Here is a 15332-nt window from a genome sequence, read left to right as displayed (position 1 = left end):
GGCGCTCGCCAAGGCCGATCCGGCCCGGAAGTGTTGGACTCCATCACATGCTGAACGACATCTATAACAAGCGGATCATCGAGCTGGCCGGGAATATTCCGCGCCTCGGACGGCTACCGGACGCCGACGCCACCGCCACCGCCCACTCCAAATTGTGCGGCTCGACCGTGAAGGTCGATCTCAAGATGGAGGGCGACACCGTCACCGACTTTGCGCATGACGTGAAGGCCTGCGCGCTGGGCCAGGCCTCTTCATCCATCATGGCAAGTCACGTCGTCGGCTCGACTGCGAGCGAACTCCGTGCGTTACGCGAAACCGTTCGCAAGATGCTGAAGGAGAATGGCGCGCCTCCTGAAGGCAAATGGGAAGAGATCAAGTTCCTCGAGCCGGTCCGCGACTACAAGGCGCGGCATGCCTCGACGCTCCTGACCTTCGACGCCGTGGTCGATGCCATCGGCCAGATCGAGGCCAAGGCCAAGCAGCCGGCTGCGGCGCAGGGCTGATTCCAGATCGACGTCATTCCGGGGCGTCGCGGGGCGACGAACCGGACTCGAAAGCTTGCAGCGCGAGATTCCGGGTTCGCGCAAACGCGCGCCCCGGAATGACTGCCAAAAGGTTTCGCTTACTTCTGCGCCGCCGTAGCCGGCACGGCCACGCCGCCGGTCGGCGCCAGCGCTTCCGCCGTCTTGGTCGACTTGGCGGACTGCGGCTGCTCCGATCCGGCGCCGAACCTCGCCTGCGTCTTCGGTGCCAATTCCGCCATGGCCGGCGCCGAGACGTCCACATGCGGCAGCACGTCGGCGACGAGATCGGTCGTCACGAGATTGGTGAGCTTGAGCTCGCCGGCGTCGAGCTCGTGCAGATCTTCCCACGGCGGCACGTTGAGCGCGAGCGAGAGCAGATCGCCGGCACCGCCCATGTCGAAAGTGTATTTGGCAAGCCGGCCGATGTCGCGTTCCACGATCATCAGGTCCTGCGCGCTGTAGCTCGCCGCCTTGGCATCGTCGGCGCGGTCGCCCATCCAGATCTGATGAACACGGACATGGGCAGCTTCCGGCACGTAGCGCTTCTTGCCGGCCAGCAGCAGGAACACGCACATCGATTCGCAGTAAGCCTCGGGCGCGACCGCCGGACGCGCCGACTGCCCGCCGCGGCTCTGAAGGCTGATTCCGACCGTGGTCAGAAGTCCGAGATTGCGGAAGCGCCGGCCGAGCGTGATCGCATCGTTGACGGAGCCGCCGCTGGAATCGAGCACCACGGTGGCGCCGCCGAGCTGGCGTCCGCGAGCAAACTCCTCGAAATCTTTAGGCGTATCTGCGGTGATGATGCCGACAGCGCTGACCCAGCCGCGGCAGTTCGGCTCGCAAGCGACCCAACTGAACTTCATCGGCAGCTTGCGCTCTTCGAGCGCGGCGCCGGCTCGCGCGGACGAGCCGAATGTCGCGGCAGCGCCAGCCAGCACGACACCGCAAGCGGCGGTTCCCACCAGCAACCAGCCGCGAAGATTGAGCGACTTCAGAAGTTTCAAACCGATCCCTTCCCCCAAGCCCATTGGCGCGATTATCCCCGCTTCGCGCTCGATGAGTCCATCATACGGGTGTATGTTTTCACGAGTGTCATAAAAATGGTATCCGGGGGAATACAGCTCGTCCACAGGTACTTGCTGCACTGCTCCCAAAAAGCACGCAAAATATGGCGCGAAAACAACAGCTTAATGTTCCCTGCGTCGGAACCGTGCAACATCGCGCCCACGATTGCGGCACACCGCACATCAAGCATTCAGCCTGCGAGCATTGTTCCAGTCCCATCGAGGGCGCGCTGCGACTGCCGCGCCGATTCGGCCGTGCGCTGATCTGGCTCTACCGCCATACGCTCTCCCCGCTGGTCGGCTACAATTGCCGGCACCTGCCGACCTGTTCGGTCTACGGCGACGAAGCGATCGAACGGTTCGGACTCTGGGCCGGCGGCTGGATGACGCTGGCGCGCCTGCTCCGCTGCAATCCGTTCGGCACGTCAGGCATCGACAACGTGCCGCTCGCCGCACCGCAAGGCGCGCGTTGGTATCTGCCTTGGCGCTACGGCCGCTGGCGCGGCGTCAACACTCCCTGAGCTCTGCTGCGGTGTTTTGCGCATCGCGCTGCCCTGAGCGGAACCGGAACTTCGCCCTCGCGTTATTGTGATGCTCCCACGGGAGGAAACAACAATGCGCTGGAGAATCAGCCCTCGTTTTCACCTCAGGCCCGGTCCCCGTCCAGGTCGCGGCGGGCATCATCACGATCCCAGAACCCTCGACATGCTTGCCATTGTCGCCCTGCTGGTGCTCGCGGCCGGCTCCGGCTGGTATCTGGCGACGAGTTTTGCCACGCCGCCGAGCACCACGGCCTTCATCGTGCCGAGCCAGAGTGTGCACTGGTAGCGCGATGTTTGCGCATGACCTTTCCGGATCATGCTTTAGCGGAACCAGAAGAAACGTCCGGGCGGCGGCGGGACAGGCTCGGGCGGACGCGGCCGCTTCGGGCGCGCCGGTCTTGGCAGCGGCTCGGCGGATGACGTGGTCTCCGCGGCAGGCAGGGCCTCATTGCCCGGCACTTTCACCGCGAGCAGCAAATTCGATTCATGCATGCGCCAGCGATAGCCGACGCCGAAATCGATCGGCTGGGCGCGCGTGAACAATTCGGCGTAGCGCTCCTGGTAGCGGCCGGGGAATTCGCTGATCGGTCCGAGATAGCGGCCGAACGGGAAGAACCGCCATTGCCTGGCGCCGTAATTCGCAAGCGGAATGCCGGAATCGTCCTGAATGATGGTCGCGCTGTTGGCGAGCAGCCAGTCGCGCGCCACGGTGAAGTTGCCGGAGTGCAGCAGATAGGATGCGCTCTTGATCAGGCTGTTGCCGGGCCCGAGCGTCTCGCAAAACTTCAGGAAGCCCGTCGCGCGCGCGCTCGCGTTGGAGAGATCGGCCGAGAAATAATACAGCGTGCGTGCTTCGCCATCCGGGCCTGCAAAGGTGATGCGGACACCGCGCGTCGCGTTCGGTCCGGGATTATCGTTGCCGGCATGCATCCCGCCCTTGTCGTCGAGCGCGACCATCTCGACGTTGCGGATGGTCTTGCCGGAGCGCGCCAGGAAGACATAGAGGATCGGCAAAGTGCCGTTGACCTGGTTGGCGTGCAGGTCGACCTTCATCTGCTTGGTGATGAAGAAGGAGAAGCTCAGGATCGAGCCGAGCGAGCGCTCGACATTGTAGAGCGCAGCACCGACCGAACCGCGCGGCAATCGCGTCAAATCGGGCACGGCGCCGACCGGTTCCAGCGCGCCGAGCACATAGGTGCTGGCCTTGGGATAAAAGGCGTTGGCGTAGAGGAAATCCGGGCCGCTGAACAAATAGAACATGGTCGGCCTGGGCGCCGCCAGATTGACGTCGGCCCAACTGCGGATTTTCGAGAGCTGCCGCTGCTCGAGCTGGGCGAAGGCGCCGTCGAAGAATCTTGCGTGGCGCTGCCAGCCCGGATCCTTGGTGAGCGGCACCAGCGGCGAGTCCGCCGAAGGTTGCATGCCCGCGAGGAAGCGGGCGGTATCGTCGAAGGTAACGTCGGCGGCGCGCGCCGGCGAGATGGCCGCAGCCAGAAGGGCAAGAGCGACGGCCGCAATTCTGATGGGACGAAACATGTCTATTCGCGATGTGGTGTATTGCCAGCGGCAACCGGCCGCCTGCGGAAAACAGCATAAATCAACAGGCCCGAGAGCATGACGAGCATCCCCGAGAGCGACTGTAGCGGCCGCTCGGTCAAAAGGTAGTACATCATGAACCCGGTCACGAGCAGGAAAACCAGCGGCGTGAACGGGTATCCCCAGGCGCGATAGGGCCGCGGCAACTCGGGATCGGTGATGCGCAGCTTGATGACGCCGGCGACCGTGAAGAACGAGCAGAACAAGAGCGCGAACTGGATGAAGTCGAGCACCGCCTCGAAACTGCGCGTGAACAGCAGCAGGTTGGCGACGGCAAGCTGAAACAGGATGGCGTAGGCCGGCGCGCCGCTCACCGATCGCTTCGAGAACACGCGCAGCGCCGGGATGTCTTCCCCCATCGTCATCATCACGCGCGGGCCGATCCACATCATCGCGCTGATCGACGAGATCAGGCCGAAGCAGATCATGGCGCCGACGATCCGGCCGCCGAAGCTGCCGAAGATCGCGCTGCCGGCGACGCTGGCCACGTCGATCTGACCGGCGAGCGCACTGACCGGCGTGGAGAAGAGGAAGACCGCATTGAGCGCGACGTACAGCACCAGCACGATCAACGTGCCCGCCAGCAGCGCGCGCGGCAGGTCCCGCTGCGGCATGTTCATCTCGCCGATGATGTAGGTCGCGGCATTCCACCCCGAGAACGAGTACATCACGAAGACGAGGCCGATCGCGAAGGGCGCGCTGACGATATGCGCGAGATCGCCCGGCTGCGGCGTGAAGGCGATCGGCTGCGGCATGCCGATGATGAAGCCGGCCGCGAGGAAGGCGACGATCAGCACGACCTTCAAAATGGTCGAGATCAGCTGGAAGGCCGAGGAGTGCCGGACGCCAGTCAGTTGCACGAGCGAGACCAGCCAGACCAGGCCGATGGCGAGCGGGATCGGCGGCAGATCAGGCGCGACCGATTTGGCGTATTCGCCGAACGCCATCGCCGCCAGCGCAACCGGCGCCGCAAAACCCACCGTCGCCGAGACCCAGCCGGCAAGAAAGCCGAAGGCGGGATGATAGGCGCGGCCGAGGAAATTGTACTCGCCGCTCGAGCGCGGAAACATCGCTCCCAACTCGCTGTAGGAGAACACACCGCACAGCGCCACAATGCCGCCGACGGTCCACAGCAGCAGGATCGAGAAGCCCGAGGGGATGTCCTTGACCTGGAAGCCTAGGCTGGTGAAGACGCCGACCCCGATCATGTCGGCAACGACGATCGCGGTTGCGACCAGAGCGGAGACCCCCGACCCGCTTCCGGTCAGCCGGCCAGTCCAGGGGGCGGTACCCGCATCTGATGCCGTCATCGGGGTCCTAAACCTCAGGCGTCGCGCCTCGTGGGAGCATCGTGCAGTTTGGTCAGTCAATTCAAGCAGGGTTAACAAGGGTTAAATGAGGCAGGCAAAATAGGTAATTGAGCACCCTTCTGCATGATCTCGGGCAATAAACCTGCTCAAACACCGGAAAATCCCGTTTTCCTCCCCCACAATCAGGACACGATTGCATGGTCCTTTTGAGCGTTCCGGAAGTGGGGAAGTTTCTCCGGACGCTTAACGTTACCTAAACGCCAGTCGGCTCATTTGTCTGAGAGCTTGTGCCTGAGAGCTTGCCGGCTGACTTGAAGTGACTTGGGGTCGTGGGTGGATGGTCGGGGCCGTTCCGAACGTGAGAGCCGACATTCGTGCCGACCGGACCAATTCCGGTCGGCACGGTCGTGCGCTCCGGGTCGGCCTGATCTCAGCCTTGGTGCCTCTCTCGCTTGCGCTGGTTCAATGCGGCCAGGCGCCCAATCCGGCGGCGCTCGCGGCGAACTCGCAGGCCAATGTCCAGGTGGTCGCCAAGACCAGCGCGAGGACCAGCACTCAGGTCGTGAGCGGCGACACGTTCGAGGATCGCTTCCCTGCCCCGCAGTTCAACGAGCGCTTCCCCTCGGCGAGCGAGAGTCTTCTGCAACGGCAGATCTCGGACCCCTCGCCCAACCGCGCCGTGCAGCCGCAACCGCAGCCCGAGCAGGCGCCCTACAAGGTCGCTTCGCTCGCCCCGGAGGTGCCGTACCAGCGTTCGCCGCGCGAAGACCTGACGACACTCGTCAGCATGAAGTCGTCGGCCTTCCCGTATTTCGGCAACAACCCCGCTTCCGACGCCCCGTTCCTCAACATCTCCAAGGGCGAGCGCCGCGGCCACCGCAGCTATTCGGGGCGCGTCTACTGGCAGGACGAGACCTATAGCGACAGCCGTGTGCTGGTGCACGTGCCCGAGCATTTCGACGTGCGCAAGCCGGGCGTGATCGTGGTGTTCTTCCACGGCAATGGCGCAACGCTCGAGCGCGACGTACGCGACCGCCAGCTCGTGCCGCAGCAGATCACCGATTCCGGCGCCAATGCGATCCTACTCGCGCCGCAGATGGCGGTCGATGCCGCCGATTCCAGCGCCGGAAAGTTCTGGCAGGCCGGCGGCTTCAAGCGCTTCATGGAGGAATCGGCCAATCACCTCGCGCGCCTCACCGGCGATCCCAACAGCGCGCGGGCCTTCGCCAACATGCCGATCGTCATCGTCGGCTACAGCGGCGGTTTCCTGCCGACGGCCTGGAGTCTCGAGGTCGGCGGCATCAGCGACCGCGTCCGCGGTGTCGTGCTGCTCGATGCCGTCTACGGCGAGATGGACAAGTTCGCCTCCTGGATCGAGAGCCACCGCTCCGGCTTCTTCGTCAGCTCCTACACCCGCTACACCGCGCGGCGGGACCACGAGCTGATGAGCATGCTCAGGCAGAAGGGCATCAGCGTGTCCGAGGACATGGACGGCCCCTTGCGCCCGGGCAGCGTGGTGTTCGTGGAGACCGGCGACGGCATCACCCATCGCGACTACGTGAACCGCGCGTGGACGCAATATCCGCTCAAGGACGTCCTGGTGAAGATGTCGGCGACGCCGTCGCTCGCGCTCACGCGCGTGGCAATCACCGCCGCATCGCCTTCGAGCCGATAGCCGCGACTGAGCGCGACTGCTTAGTTCTTGCTTAGCTCTTGGGCAGCTTCGGAATGCTCTCGGCAAAACCGTTGAAGCAGGCCAGCCGCTCGTCCTCTTCCTTGAGGAAGCGGCAGTCGGCGTAGCCCTTGGCCTTGGCCGGCTTGGGCTTCGGCGCCGGCGGAATCACCGCGTCGTAGCAGTTGAGGCGGTCCTTGGTGCCATCGTCGATGTCGAGGCAGGCCTGGAGCCGCACCGCGACCGATTGCGGCTTGCCTTTCGGCGCTGCGGCCGGCTTGGCCGCGGCTTCCTTGGTCCCCGCTTTGGTCCCTTTCGGCTTGACCTGCACCAGCGGCTTGTCCCCCACCATCGGTGGCTTGTCGGCTTGCGCAAATGCGGAGGTTGAATAGAGCACCGCGGCAACCGCCAGAATCATCCTCATGTCAGTCAACTCTCTTTGGTCCCCATAACGGGCCTTCTAGCGCTCCCGTGCGCGGTTTGCCAAGCACCTTGCGCATACGAAGACGCTGGAATTCAGGCCGCCGCGGCCGCAACCGGCCGGGGCCGGGTCAGGACCACCAGGATCAGCGCCAGCACGACGAATCCGACCGCGACGAAGCCGAGCGTATGCAAGAGCTCGCGGGCGAACAGCAGCCCGCCGACGGCGGAGCCGACCGCCTGGCCGATATAGAGGACCGAGGTGTTGAGCGCGACGGTCGCCGATGCCAGCGGCGGCGCGGCCGCGACCAGCCGCACCTGCTGCATCGAATTGGTCGAGGCAAAGCCGAGGCCCCAGATCGCGACCGCGACCGCCATCAGCACGAGGCTGCCCGCACCGGCGGCCCAGCCCGCGATGCCCGCAAGCAGCAGGCAGGTGAACAGCACCGAGGTGCGGTACGGCCCCCAGGTATCGACGATACGGGTCGCGAAGACGACACCGAGGAAACCGCAGACGCCGTAGATGCCGAACACCATGCCGATCGCATCCGGGCCAGCCTCGGTCAGCTTGTTCAGCAGCGGCCCCATGAAGGTGAACACCACGAACTGCCCGGACATTTGCAGCATGGTGATCGCAAGCAGAAGCAGGATCGTCCTGCTACGGCCGACCTCACTCCAGGTCTTCAGATCGACGGGCACGCCCTTCAGGCCCGCCGGCAGGCGCATCGACAACAGCACGAAGCTGGCGCAGCCGAGCACGCCGATCTTGCCATAGGCCGCGCGCCAGCCATAGCGGCTGGCGATGAAGGTGATCAGCGGCAGGCCGACGGCCGCGGCCAGCGACCAGCCGAGAAAGATATAGGCAATGGTGCTGCCACGCCGCTCCGCCGGCACGATCAGCGCCGCGGTGCCGGCCGCCTGCGGCGTGTAGAGCGCGCCGACCGCGAGCATGGCGAGACGGATGGCGAGGAGGCTGGTGTAATCGGGCGCAAAGGCCGAGGCGAGATTGCCAAAGGCGAGCACCGCGAGCGTCGTGGTGAGCAGCGTCCGCCGCTCGATGCGGCTGGTCAGCCATGCCGTCAGCGGCGAGCCGATGCACAGTATGATCGCGCCGAAGGTGATCAGCAGCCCGGCCGCGTGGATGCTGACGTCGAGCCCGCTCGCCAATTCCGGCAGCATGCCCGCTGGCGCCAGCACCGAGCAGCCGGTGACGAGATTGCCGAGCATCAGGGCGGTGGGCGTGAAACGGCGGGCGGCGGGGGCATTTTCCATGCAGCTGCATGTAGAGCAGACTTGCGACCGATTAAAGGGCGCCCGTCGAAATAGTTGGTGCAAGGCTCCCGCTTTTGCGCGCCACTTTCTTGGAAATGCCGGATTGCGCAGGCCGAATCGCCTGATATATCGCTCGTTCCCGCTTACCTGCGCTCGTTCGCAGGAGTGAGCTTCAGGAGAAACGCAATGTCCGACCAGCCTAAATCCGAATCCGGCTTCCAATACAGTCTCAGCAATCTGAAGCCCGTGACTCCCGCCCCCAAGGTCACCCTCACCTTCCCCGATGGCGCCCGGCGCGAATATGACAAGAGCATCACCGGGCTCGATATTGCCAAGAGCATCTCGCCGTCGCTGGCCAAGCGCACGGTTGCGATGGCGCTCGACGGCGTGCTCGCCGATCTCAGCGATCCCATCGAGGCCGACGCGAAGATCGAGCTCGTCAACCGCGACGACCCGCGCGCGCTCGAACTGATCCGCCACGATTGCGCCCACGTGCTCGCCGAAGCCGTGCAGACGCTGTGGCCGGGCACCCAGGTCACCATCGGTCCGGTGATCGAGAACGGTTTTTACTACGACTTCTTCCGCAACGAGCCGTTCACGCCGGAAGACTTTGCCGCAATCGAGAAGAAGATGCGCGAGATCATCGCGCGCGACAAACCCTTCACGAAAGAGGTTTGGGACCGCGAAAAGACAAAACAGGTGTTCCGCGACAAGGGCGAGGCCTTCAAGGTCGAGCTGGTCGATGCCATTCCCGGCAACGAGCCGATCAAGATCTACTACCAGGGCGACTGGTTCGATCTGTGCCGCGGCCCGCACATGACCTCGACCGGCAAGGTCGGCAACGCCTTCAAGCTGATGAAGGTGGCCGGCGCCTATTGGCGCGGCGATTCCAACAACCCGATGCTGACCCGCATCTACGGCACCGCCTTCGCCAAGCAGGAGGACCTCGACGCCTATCTCAAGCAGATCGAGGAAGCCGAGAAGCGCGACCATCGCAAACTCGGGCGCGAGCTCGACCTCTTCCATTTCCAGGAGGAAGGTCCGGGCGTCGTATTCTGGCATCCGAAGGGCTGGACCATCTTCCAGCAGCTGATTGCCTATATGCGCCGGCGCCTAGCCGGCGACTACAGCGAGGTCAACGCGCCACAGATCCTCGACAAGGTGCTGTGGGAGACCTCGGGCCATTGGGGCTGGTACCGCGAGAACATGTTCGCGGCGCAGTCGGCTGGCGACGAGGCCGAGGACAAGCGCTGGTTTGCGCTCAAGCCGATGAACTGCCCGGGTCACGTGCAGATCTTCAAGCACGGCCTGAAGAGCTACCGCGACCTGCCGCTCCGCCTCGCCGAGTTCGGCGTGGTGCATCGCTATGAGCCCTCGGGCGCCATGCACGGATTGATGCGCGTGCGCGGCTTCACCCAGGACGACGCCCATATCTTCTGCACCGAGGACCAGCTCGCGGAGGAGTGCCTCAAGATCAACGAGCTGATCCTGTCGACCTACGCGGACTTCGGTTTCACCGGCGACCTCACGGTGAAGCTGTCGACGCGGCCGGAGAAACGGGTCGGCACCGACGCGATGTGGGATCACGCCGAGCGCGTGATGGCGACCGTGCTGAGCCAGATCCAGGCGCAGAACAACCACATCAAGACCGAGATCAATCCGGGCGAAGGCGCCTTCTACGGACCGAAGTTCGAATATGTGCTGCGCGACGCCATCGGCCGCGACTGGCAGTGCGGCACCACGCAGGTCGACTTCAACCTGCCGGAGCGGTTCGGCGCGTTCTACATCGACCATGACGGCGGCAAGAAACCGCCCGTCATGGTGCACCGCGCGATCTGCGGCTCGATGGAACGCTACATCGGCATCCTGATCGAGCACTATGCCGGCAACTTCCCGCTCTGGCTCTCGCCGGTGCAGGCGGTGGTCACCACCATCACCTCGGAAGGCGATGAGTACGCTAAGCAGGTCCTCGAACAGGCGCGGCGCGCGGGTCTGCGGGTCGAGGTCGACCTGCGCAACGAGAAGATCAACTACAAGGTCCGCGAGCACTCGCTGGCCAAGATTCCGGCCCTGCTCGTGGTCGGCAAGAAGGAAGCGGAGACCCATTCTGTCTCGGTCCGCCGGCTCGGCAGCGACGGCCAGAAGGTGATGACGACGGCGGAGGCGATCGCCGCCCTCGTCGACGAGGCCACTCCGCCGGATATCCGGCGGGCGCGCGAGGCGGCCTGATCTCTGAAATCGATCTAAACTCGCTTTCGGTTGCGGGCGTGCATGCCTATCTCGGCATGGCACGCCCGACGACCAGCCGAAGAGGATATCGCAGTGCCTGACGCCATCGAACTCCTGAAGACCCGCCGCTCGGTCAAGCCGCGCGAGATGACCGGCCCCGGCCCTTCGGCGGCCGAGCTCGAAACCATCCTCACGATCGGCGCGCGCGTGCCCGACCACGGCAAGCTCGCGCCCTGGCGCTTCATCATTTTCGAGGGCGACGCGCGCCAGCGCGCCGGCGAGGTGATCGCGAAGGTCTTTGCCCGCAAGAATCCCGGCGCGCCCGCAGCCGACGTCGAGATGGAGCGCAAGCGTCTCATGGATGCGCCGCTGGTGATCGGCATCGTCAGCTTCACCAGGCCACATCCGAAGGTGCCCGCGTTCGAGCAGGAATTGTCGGCGGGCGCGAGCGCCATGAACATCGTCACGGCCGCGACCGCACTCGGCTACGGCGCGTGCTGGCTGACCGGCTGGTTCGCGTTCGACCGCGACGTGCTCGACGGACTCGGCCTCAAGCCGGACGAAAAGCTCGCCGGGTTCATCCATATCGGCACGCCGACCAGGCCGACGGAGGATCGTCCGCGACCGTTCCTTTCGGAAATCGTGACGCGATTTTAATCGAAGGCTTGTTGACGGCTTCGAAGTCTTGCGGCTTTGATCCCTCCCGCGACGGAGGAGGCCCGGATGAAACGCCGTGAATTTCTGGTCGGGGCCGCGCTGCTGGCCGGCACGACGGCGCGAGGCCGCGCCGCCGCCGACATCCCGGCTCCCTCGCCCGCGGGGCTCGACCGTATCACCGACTATTTCAACAACGAGGTGACGAGCGGGCGGCTGGCGGGCGCCGTGATCCTGGTGCAGCAGCACGGCAAGCCGGTGTACCTCAAGACCTTCGGCGTGCGCGACACCAGGACCGGGCTTGCGATGACGCCGGACACGATCTTCGCCATCCACTCCATGACCAAGCCGATCACGTGCCTCGGCGCGATGATGCTGATCGACGAGGGCAAGCTCGCCCTCACCGATCCCGTTGCGAAATACGTCCCCCTCTTTGCCGACACCAAGGTGGGCATCGAGGTCACCGAGCCGGACGGCAAGCTGAAGCTCGACCTGGTGCCGCCGGTCCGTCCCGTCAACATCGAGGATCTGCTGCGGCACACCTCCGGCATCAGCTACGACTATATCGGCGGCAAATGGGTCGAGCAGGCCTACAAGGCCGCCAACATCTTCGAGGGTCAATTCAACAACAGGGAATTCGCCGACCGCATCGCCAGGCTGCCGCTGGCGCGCCAGCCGGGCACGCTGTGGCGCTACGGCCACTCCACCGACGTGCTCGGCGCCGTCATCGAGATCATCTCTGGCCAGACGCTGTACGAATTCTTGAAGCAGCGCATCTTCGATCCGCTCGGCATGACCAGCACCAAATTCGCACTGGCGACGGAAGGCGAATTGGCGCGCATGGCGCGGCCGCTGCCGAACGATTTCATCCTGCTCGCCGGCGAGCGCGACCGGCTCGATCATCCCGAATGGCAGTCCGGCGGCGGCGGGCTGCTGTCGACCATCACCGACTATCAGCGCTTTGCGCAGATGTTGCTCAACGGCGGCGAGTTCGAGGGCAAGCGTTATCTGAGCCCTGCGGCTTTCAAAGCGATGACGACCGATCACGTCGGGCCCGGTTCCGGCGTCGGACGCGACTATTTCTATTTTCCAGGCGACGGCTTCGGCTATGGCTACGGCCTTGCCGTGCGCACCGATCCCGGCAATGCAAAACCTCCGCCGCCAGGCTCGCTCGGCGAGCTGAAATGGGACTCAGGCAGCGGCACCTATTTCGGCGTCGATCCCAAGCTCGACATGGTCTACCTGATGATGCAGCAGACCCAGAACGAGCGCAGCCGCATCACGCCTGCGTTCAAGGCGCTGGTCTATGACTGCTATCCGGAGGCGCTACGCCGCCCGTGAGGCGCGCTGGCCGAAATCGGCGAGCAGTTTTGCGATCTCCGCGGCAGGCCGCGCCGCGCTGAACAGAAAGCCCTGCACCTCGTTGCAGCCTTCGGCGCGGAGCCAGTCGAGCTGGTCCTCGGTCTCGACGCCTTCCGCGGTCGTGGTGATGTTGAGGCTGCGGCCGAGCCCGGAGATCGCGCGCACGATCGCGACGCAATCGGGCCGCTGTGCGAGATCCTTCACGAACGATCGGTCGATCTTGATCTTGTCGAAGGGGAAGCTGCGGAGATAGCTGAGGCTGGAATAGCCGGTGCCGAAATCATCCATGGAGATGCTGACGCCGAGCTCGCGCAACTGGTGCAGGATCGCGAGATTGGCATCGGTCTCGGCGAGGAAGATCGACTCGGTGATCTCGAGCTCGAGCCGCTTCGGCGACAGGCCGGATTGTGCCAGCGCCGAGATCACGACCTGAACCAGGTTGCGGCTGCGGAATTGCGCCGGCGACAGGTTCACCGCGACCTTGATGTCGGAAGGCCATTTCACCGCCTCCGCACAGGCTTCGCGCAGCACCCATTCCCCCAATTGCGAGATCAGGCCGATGTCTTCCGCGACCGGGATGAACTCCGCCGGCGAGATCATGCCCTTGTCGGGATGACGCCAGCGCAGCAGCGACTCGAACCCGGAGATGCGGTCGGAGGCGATCGACACCAGCGGCTGGTAGTGCAGCTCGAATTCGCCATTGGCAAAGGCTCGGCGCAGATCGAGCTCCATGTTGCGGCGCTTCTGCGCCTGGAGGTCCATCTCGCGCTCGAAGAAATGGTGTACGCCGCCGCCCTCCGACTTGGCGCGATACAGCGCCATGTCGGCATTGCGCATCAATTCTTCCGACGTCGTGCCGTCGCCCGGCGACAGCGCGATGCCGATGCTGGCACCGATCACCATCTCCTGGCCATCGATCTCATAGGGCGCGCGCAGCATGTCGATCAGCAAGGTCGCGCAGGCGCTGGCCTCGTTCGGCGAAACGTCGGCCGCCAGGATCACTGCGAATTCGTCGCCGCCGAGCCGTGCCGCGAGATTGGCGCCGCGGACGGCCGTGGTGAGACGTTCGGCAACCTCCTTGAGCAGGCGGTCGCCCGACGGATGTCCGAAGGAATCGTTGATGTTCTTGAACAGGTCGAGATCGATATAGAGCACGCCGACGCGTTTTCCCGAGGCCTGGTCGAGCGCCTGCTTCAACCGTTCCTGGAAATATTCGCGGTTGGGCAGGTCGGTGAGCCCGTCATGGTGCGCCATGTGGGCGATCCGCGCCTCGGCCTTGCGCCGCTCGGTGATGTCGACCACCGCGACCAGGTAGCCGTCGCGGTCGTCGAAGGCGACGCGGCGGCCGAAGGTGAGCACCTCGATCTCGCTGCCGTCGGCGCGAAGATGCCGCCAGTTGCGTGAGGAATGATAGGTGTCGCCGACGCGTTCGAGCGCCTCGGCGTGACTGTCCCACTCGTCCTGCGGCCAGATCTCGTGCAGCTTCATGCGCAGGAAGGTGGCGCGGCTGTAGCCGTAATGCTGGACCGCGGCGTCGTTGACGCTGAGGAACTGCTTGCTCTCGGCGTCGAACACCCACATCGGCATCGGGTTGTTGTCGAATAGCAGGCGGAACGACGCGTCGCGGCGCTTCAGGGCGGTGACGTCGGAAATCGTCAGCGAGACCACGTCGGCGAAGGCGGTGGCGCTCAGGCGCAGATACCGGCCATCGCTCTCGATCTCGAGCTGCTCGCCGCGGCCGCCCGCGACGGCCTTGAGCAGGAATTCCATGACCTCGGACGAGGCCAGCAGCGTGCTGCCCTCGCCGATCCGGCGCCACAACAGGCTTCCCTTCGCGGCGTTCAGCAGCGCCGCCGCGCTCTTGTTGTGATGCACGACCTGGAGATCGAACGGCTTGCCCTCGGCATCGCGCAACGTCGCCAGCGAGACCACCGCGTCGTCGGTCGAGGAGAAGATCGCATCGAGCAGATTGTATTGGGCGCCGCGCTCGTTGACATAGGCGCCGACCAGCGTCGCGCCCCAGCGCGAGGACGTCGGCAGCGCCAGCACGTCGTAGGTCCGGACCATGCCGTCGCGCACGCAATGCGCGCTCGCGTGGTGCGGCCGGCCATTCTGGACCGCGCTCGCCACCGCTTCCGACAGCGCCGTGGCGCAATCGGGCGGGAGCTCGGCGACCGGAATGTCCCAGCGCTCCTCGCCGAGCCATTTCTGCACATAGCGTCCGCTGCGCGACAGCTCGAGCGCACCGTCGTTCTTCAATAGCGCGATATGGTCGGCAAGCCGTCCGAGGCTGCCGAGCATCACGTCCTCATAGCGCGGCAGCCGGTCTCCCGGTTTCAACGCGGCACGCCATTTGCGTTGAAGAACCGGGATGTCGTCAAACATTTCGGTGGCCGGTTTTCCCGACGCTTTCTTCGCGGCACTCATTGCAGTCCCCAACGCACATTCCCCGCGCATCCAAATGCCGGCCGGCTTAATGGCGTGTAAAAGGACGCAGAAGCGAGTTCCAATTTAGCGATTATGACAGTTTTAAGTCAGACGTTGGTTAGTGGGCGTTAGACACTATGACGGTTGCTTGAAATGCGATGCGTGGACCTGCAGACACAGGTTCGCGTCCTCGCGGCTTGCTCGCCCGAGCTTTGCCTCGATGCCTCACCCTCAATTGAAAGAGGGCGCAGGGAAGACCG

The 15332-nt window shown here is 64.6% G+C and carries 13 protein-coding genes; 7 read left to right on the top strand and 6 right to left on the bottom strand.

Annotation, left to right across the window (positions count from 1 at the left end):
• Positions 1 to 47: 47 nt before the first annotated feature.
• On the top strand, positions 48 to 503 hold the full coding sequence (locus tag JJB99_RS15825) for an iron-sulfur cluster assembly scaffold protein (protein ID WP_200499617.1): 456 nt from the start codon (positions 48 to 50) through the stop codon (positions 501 to 503).
• Between the two features lie 119 nt (positions 504 to 622).
• On the opposite strand, the gene JJB99_RS15820 is transcribed toward JJB99_RS15825, so the two are convergent.
• Positions 623 to 1528 carry a hypothetical protein gene (locus JJB99_RS15820; protein ID WP_200499616.1) on the bottom strand — a complete coding sequence of 302 codons (906 nt, stop codon included), beginning with the start codon at positions 1526 to 1528 and terminating at the stop codon, positions 623 to 625.
• A gap of 242 nt (positions 1529 to 1770) precedes the next feature.
• Between JJB99_RS15820 and yidD the strand changes: the two genes are divergently transcribed.
• Positions 1771 to 2109 (top strand): membrane protein insertion efficiency factor YidD, encoded by a 339-nt coding sequence (gene yidD, locus JJB99_RS15815; protein ID WP_200500179.1) that lies wholly within the window; start codon positions 1771 to 1773, stop codon positions 2107 to 2109.
• 94 nt (positions 2110 to 2203) lie between these two features.
• On the top strand, positions 2204 to 2416 hold the full coding sequence (locus tag JJB99_RS15810; RefSeq protein ID WP_200499615.1) for a hypothetical protein: 213 nt from the start codon (positions 2204 to 2206) through the stop codon (positions 2414 to 2416).
• A 35-nt stretch (positions 2417 to 2451) separates the two neighbouring features.
• Here the strand turns inward: JJB99_RS15810 and JJB99_RS15805 are convergent, their stop codons facing one another.
• The gene (locus JJB99_RS15805) at positions 2452 to 3666 is read right to left on the bottom strand and encodes a hypothetical protein (RefSeq protein ID WP_200499614.1); all 1215 of its coding nucleotides are present in this window, start codon (positions 3664 to 3666) and stop codon (positions 2452 to 2454) included.
• Between the two features lie 2 nt (positions 3667 to 3668).
• Positions 3669 to 5036 carry an APC family permease gene (locus tag JJB99_RS15800; protein ID WP_200499613.1) on the bottom strand — a complete coding sequence of 456 codons (1368 nt, stop codon included), beginning with the start codon at positions 5034 to 5036 and terminating at the stop codon, positions 3669 to 3671.
• Positions 5037 to 5373: 337 nt separating this feature from the next.
• Here JJB99_RS15800 and JJB99_RS15795 point away from each other — a divergent pair, with 337 nt between their 5' ends.
• A complete protein-coding gene (locus tag JJB99_RS15795; RefSeq protein WP_200499612.1) occupies positions 5374 to 6711 on the top strand; it encodes an alpha/beta hydrolase in 1338 nt (445 codons plus the stop codon).
• A 31-nt stretch (positions 6712 to 6742) separates the two neighbouring features.
• Here the strand turns inward: JJB99_RS15795 and JJB99_RS15790 are convergent, their stop codons facing one another.
• Both JJB99_RS15790 and JJB99_RS15785 read right to left on the bottom strand, forming a co-directional pair.
• The gene (locus tag JJB99_RS15790; protein WP_200499611.1) at positions 6743 to 7132 is read right to left on the bottom strand and encodes a hypothetical protein; all 390 of its coding nucleotides are present in this window, start codon (positions 7130 to 7132) and stop codon (positions 6743 to 6745) included.
• A gap of 92 nt (positions 7133 to 7224) precedes the next feature.
• Positions 7225 to 8400: an MFS transporter gene (locus tag JJB99_RS15785; RefSeq protein WP_200499610.1), complete on the bottom strand. Its 1176-nt coding sequence runs from the start codon at positions 8398 to 8400 to the stop codon at positions 7225 to 7227.
• A 186-nt stretch (positions 8401 to 8586) separates the two neighbouring features.
• On the opposite strand from JJB99_RS15785, the gene thrS reads away from it, so the two are divergent.
• The 3 genes from thrS (at position 8587) to JJB99_RS15770 (ending at position 12624) form a co-directional block, all read left to right on the top strand.
• Complete coding sequence (gene thrS, locus JJB99_RS15780) at positions 8587 to 10629, top strand: threonine--tRNA ligase (protein ID WP_200499609.1); 2043 nt, start codon at positions 8587 to 8589, stop codon at positions 10627 to 10629.
• Between the two features lie 93 nt (positions 10630 to 10722).
• Positions 10723 to 11286, top strand: coding sequence for a nitroreductase family protein (locus JJB99_RS15775; protein WP_200499608.1), 564 nt, complete (start codon positions 10723 to 10725; stop codon positions 11284 to 11286).
• A 66-nt stretch (positions 11287 to 11352) separates the two neighbouring features.
• Positions 11353 to 12624 carry a serine hydrolase domain-containing protein gene (locus JJB99_RS15770; RefSeq protein WP_200499607.1) on the top strand — a complete coding sequence of 424 codons (1272 nt, stop codon included), beginning with the start codon at positions 11353 to 11355 and terminating at the stop codon, positions 12622 to 12624.
• On the opposite strand, the gene JJB99_RS15765 is transcribed toward JJB99_RS15770, so the two are convergent.
• Positions 12610 to 15072, bottom strand: a complete 2463-nt coding sequence (locus tag JJB99_RS15765; protein ID WP_200499606.1) for a putative bifunctional diguanylate cyclase/phosphodiesterase — start codon at positions 15070 to 15072, stop codon at positions 12610 to 12612. The two genes, JJB99_RS15770 and JJB99_RS15765, sit on opposite strands and share 15 nt — an antisense overlap.
• Between the last annotated feature and the right edge of the window lie 260 nt (positions 15073 to 15332).

This window comes from Bradyrhizobium diazoefficiens (assembly GCF_016616235.1).
GTDB classification, from domain to species: domain Bacteria; phylum Pseudomonadota; class Alphaproteobacteria; order Rhizobiales; family Xanthobacteraceae; genus Bradyrhizobium; species Bradyrhizobium diazoefficiens_H.
Note: the sequence above shows the minus strand (reverse complement) of the source record. Positions and strands in the feature narration are given on the sequence as shown.